Origin of the sequence: Nocardioides sp. (assembly GCF_034670285.1) — a bacterium.
In the GTDB taxonomy this organism is placed as follows: domain Bacteria; phylum Actinomycetota; class Actinomycetes; order Propionibacteriales; family Nocardioidaceae; genus Nocardioides.
On record NZ_JAXMNS010000354.1, the window covers coordinates 1 to 4067 of the forward strand.

The 4067-nt window shown below is 71.5% G+C and carries 6 protein-coding genes; 2 read left to right on the top strand and 4 right to left on the bottom strand.

Annotated elements, in window-relative coordinates; translation table 11 throughout:
- Positions 1-591 (top strand): DUF4245 family protein (locus VOI19_RS15625; protein WP_323793890.1); only part of this gene is annotated, 591 nt, incomplete at its 5' end.
- Here VOI19_RS15625 and VOI19_RS15630 read toward each other — a convergent pair.
- Genes VOI19_RS15630 through VOI19_RS15640 form a run of 3 tightly spaced genes read right to left on the bottom strand, consistent with a single transcriptional unit; the run spans position 588 to position 2469 of the window.
- Positions 588-830, bottom strand: coding sequence for an exodeoxyribonuclease VII small subunit (locus VOI19_RS15630; RefSeq protein ID WP_323793891.1), 243 nt, complete (start codon positions 828-830; stop codon positions 588-590). The genes VOI19_RS15625 and VOI19_RS15630 overlap by 4 nt on opposite strands.
- The gene (xseA, locus tag VOI19_RS15635) at positions 820-2067 is read right to left on the bottom strand and encodes an exodeoxyribonuclease VII large subunit (protein WP_323793892.1); all 1248 of its coding nucleotides are present in this window, start codon (positions 2065-2067) and stop codon (positions 820-822) included. Before xseA ends, VOI19_RS15630 begins: the two co-directional genes overlap by 11 nt.
- 9 nt (positions 2068-2076) lie before the next feature.
- Entirely contained in the window at positions 2077-2469 is a 393-nt protein-coding gene (locus VOI19_RS15640) for a GntR family transcriptional regulator (protein ID WP_416366390.1), read from the bottom strand.
- Positions 2470-2499: 30 nt separating this feature from the next.
- On the opposite strand from VOI19_RS15640, the gene VOI19_RS15645 reads away from it, so the two are divergent.
- On the top strand, positions 2500-3396 hold the full coding sequence (locus VOI19_RS15645; protein ID WP_323793893.1) for a PfkB family carbohydrate kinase: 897 nt from the start codon (positions 2500-2502) through the stop codon (positions 3394-3396).
- A 105-nt stretch (positions 3397-3501) separates the two neighbouring features.
- On the opposite strand, the gene VOI19_RS15650 is transcribed toward VOI19_RS15645, so the two are convergent.
- Positions 3502-4067 (bottom strand): HNH endonuclease signature motif containing protein (locus tag VOI19_RS15650; protein WP_323793894.1); only part of this gene is annotated, 566 nt, incomplete at its 5' end.

Genomic DNA, 4067 nt, shown 5'->3' on the forward strand with positions numbered 1-4067 from the left:
GACGACGGCGGCAGTGGCATGAGCGAGCAGGGCGGCGCGGGCCGCTACACGCGCAGCTTCAACGGAATGGTCGGGGCGATGGTGTTCATCGTCGGCCTCGTGCTGCTCCTGGTGCTCTTCCGGACGCTGATCTCCGACCCGCCCGACCAGAGCCGCCCGCCCACGGTCGACTACCTCGACTCGGTGCAGGGGCTGCAGCAGAACGGCTTCGAGATCTTCTATCCCGAGACCCTTCCCGACGGGTGGGTCGCCACCGAGGTCGGTGCCGAGCTGGGGGAGGACCAGTCCTACCGGATCAACCTCTACACCGACGACGACGACTTCGTCGGCATCCGGCAGGAGAACGCCGTCGACATCACCCTCGACGACATGCTCGAGGAGTACGTCGACGAGAGCACCACCAGCGAGGACCCGCTCGTGGGGGTCGGCACGCTCGCCTCGACCTGGGAGGGCTGGTCGGACGAAGGTGGTGACCGGGCCTACTCGACCGCCGTCGACGGCTCGACCGTGCTCGTCTTCGGCACCGTGAGCGTCGAGGACCTCACCGAGCTGATCGAGCTGCTCGGCACCGACGAGGTGCCGACGAGCTAGCTCTCGGGGTCTCCGTTGCCCTCGGACGCCACGACGGCGTCAAGTCGTTTGCGGGCGCCGTCGAGCCAGTCCTGGCACACGCCGGCCAGCGTCTCACCGCGCTCCCACAGCGCCAGGCTCTCCTCGAGGGTCGTGCCTCCGGTCTCGAGGCGTCGTACGACGTCGATGAGCTCTTCGCGGGCCGCCTCATAGCTGGGCCTGTCGTCGTGCGTGGCCTCTGAGGTCGGGTCAACGGGCATCGGGGTCCTCCTGGGGGATGAGTCGGGTGGTGCTGGTGACGTCGGCGTGCACTCGTCCGTCGGCGACCCGGACGGTCACCGCAGCCCCGGCCTCGGCGTCCTCGATCGAGGTCACGACGCTGCCGTCGGCCGCCTGGAGAACGGCGTAGCCGCGCTCGAGGGTGGCCAGGGGTGACAGCGCCCGGGCCCGCGCCCGGTGGTGGCCGATGTCGTCGGCCGCCCGGTCGAGGGTGTGGGTGATGGTGCGCCGGGCTCGTTCGACGAGAGCATCGACCTCGGCGCTGCGCTCGTCGACGAGGGTGCGGGGGTCGGCCAGGGCCGGACGCGACCGCAGCGCCGTGAGGGCGGTCTGCTCGCGGTGGAGCCACGAGGCCAGCACCGAGCGCAGCCGCTCGCGGGCCGACTCGACACCCTGGGTCTCGGCGACGACGTCGGGCACGACGAGCTTGGCGGCGTCGGTGGGGGTAGCGGCCCTCACGTCGGCGACCAGGTCGAGCAAGGGTTGGTCGGGCTCGTGGCCGATGGCCGACACGACAGGAGTGCGCGCAGCTGCGACAGCGCGCAGTAGGCCCTCGTCGGAGAAGGGGAGGAGATCCTCGACCGAGCCGCCACCACGGGCGATGACGATGACGTCGACCTCGGGGTCGTCGTCGAGCCGGGCCAGGGCGGCCATCACCTCGCCGGCCGAGCGGTGACCCTGCATGGTCGCGTGGGCGACGGTGAAGGTGACCGCGGGCCAGCGTCGCTCGGCGAGGTCGAGCACGTCGCGCTCGGCGGCCGACCGGGGCGCGGTCACCAGCCCGATGGTGCGGGGGAGGAAGGGCAGGGGGCGCTTCCGTGACAGGTCGAAGAGCCCCTCGGCCGCGAGCAGCTGACGACGTCGCTCGATCTGGGCGAGCAGCTCGCCCAGCCCGACCATCCGGATCTCGCGCGCCTGGAGGGAGAGGGTGCCGCGGTTGGCGTAGTAGGACGGCTTGGCGTGGATCAGCACGCTCGCGCCCTCGACGAGCGGCGGGTTCATCGAGTCGACCAGGGTGCGCGAGCAGGTGACGGGCACCGAGATGTCCGCGACGGAGTCGCGCAGCGTGAGGAAGACGGTCTGGAGGCCGGGGCGCTTGCTGAGCTGGGCGATCTGGCCCTCCACCCACACGGCGCCGAGCTTGTCGATCCAGCCCGAGATCGCGTTGGCGATCTGCCGGACGGGTGCCGGCTGCTCGGGGGAGGTGTCGAGGGCCATCTGGGGAGGCTAGCCGGGTGCGCCGACGTCGCGGCCGCCGACGGTCCATGCGCGCTCGAGGGCCAGGGACGCCTCGGCCAGGGTGAGCCCCTGGCGCCGCGCGGTCACGGCGTACGTCGCCGCGGCGTCGTACGCGTCGCTCGACAGGTGGGGGGCGGCCACGGACGTGCCGCGCCGGCCCTCGGTCACGACGACCCCGTCGGCCTCGAGCTCCTTGTAGGCGCGCGCGACGGTGTTGGTGGCCAGGCCGAGCTGCTCGGCAACGGCCCGGACCGACGGCAGCTTGGTGCCGGCCGGTAGGTCGCCGTTGGCGGCGCGCCTCGCGATCTGTGCGCGCAGCTGCTCGAAAGGCGCAACCCCGGAGGTCGGGTCCAGGGGCAGCACGCTCGAAGCAGGAGGCACAGACGAACCGTAGGTGATAGGCATGACCCCGTGCAGCAACCTGACAATGACGACGGGGCCCGTGAGGGCTACGCGCTGGTGGTCGGAGAGTCGCTCGTGGACGTCGTGCTCGACCGAGCGGGAGTCACCACCGAGCGGCCGGGCGGGAGCGCCGCGAACGTGGCGGTGGCGCTGGCCAGGCTCGGTCGGCCGGTGCGCTTCGCCACGGCGTACGCCGACGACGAGCGGGGCCGCGCGATCGCCGAGCACCTCGCCGGGTCCGGCGTCGACCACGCCACGGACCCACACGTGCTCGAACGGACGTCGAGTGCCGTAGCGACGATCGGTGAGTCCGGGGCGGCGTCGTACGTCTTCGACCTCGAGTGGCACCTGGGTCCGGTGGACCTGACGATCACCCCTGCCTACGTGCACGTCTGCTCGCTCGGAGCCGTCGTCGAGCCCGGTGCCGACGAGGTCGTGGCGCTCCTCGATCGCGTCGGCACAGCCACGATCACCTACGACGTCAATGCGCGCCCGGCCATCACCGGCACGGGGGCGGACGTCGTCGCCCGCGTGGAGGCCGTGGCGCGGCGCTCCCACCTCGTGAAGGCGAGCGACGAAGACCTGGAAGCGCTCTACCCCCACCTCGACCTTGCCGGCGCGGCAGCGCACCTGCTGTCCCTGGGGCCCCGCGCCATCGTGGTCACGCGGGGCGAGGACGGCTCGACCTGGTTCGACGGCGACGGTGCGATCAGCGCGCCGGTGCGCGCCACGACCGTCGTCGACACCATCGGAGCCGGGGACACCTTCTCCGCCGGCATCATCGACGCCCTCTGGGACGGCCTCGACCCCGCCGCCACCCTCGCGCACGCCGCCCGCGCTGCCGCCGTCACCGTCTCCCGCCCCGGCGCAGACCCGCCCACCCGCGCCGACCTCTCGGCGTCCTAGGCAGCGAGCCTCCGGTGGCTGAGCAGCGAGCGAAGCGAACGGCGACGAAGCCCGGTGACGTGCCTGTGGCCCCGCTGGTCTCAGCGGGGTGTGGGGGCTGGGTGTTCAGGGTTCGGGTGGGTCGTCGAGGGGTGTCGTGATGGGCATCCGCCCGTGTCGTCGGCCCCTTGTGACTCTGAATCTCGCTCCCGACGGGCTGGTCCAGTCGTAGACCCCGGGTGCGGGGGAGGTGTAGTCCCAGGCGGAGAAGGTCTTGGCGCGGTGGTGCTTCCTGCAGAGCAGGGAAAGATTCGACGTGGTCGTTTTCCCACCGGCGGACGGGTTGTTCTTGTTGAAGGGGATGCGGTGGTCGAGGTCGCAGTGCTCGGCTCTGCGGGTGCAGCTCGGAAACACGCAGTTCTGGTCGCGCAGGCGCACTTGTTCGACGAGCTTCGCCGTCGGGACGTAGGCCTGCGTGGAGAGGTCTTGGTTGAGGTCGATGACGGGCTTGATCGTGACGGTGGTCCCGGCGGCCTGGCACCAGGCCTTGAGCTGCTCGATGAGGACGTCCCCGCCACCGATGTTGTCGAGGCTGGCGTGGGGGCTGTTGACGTCGATGTGGGCGTAGATCACGACCCCACGCCCACCGGTATCGCCGGAGGTCCCGGTTTCGAGGTCGAGGGTGAGCTGCT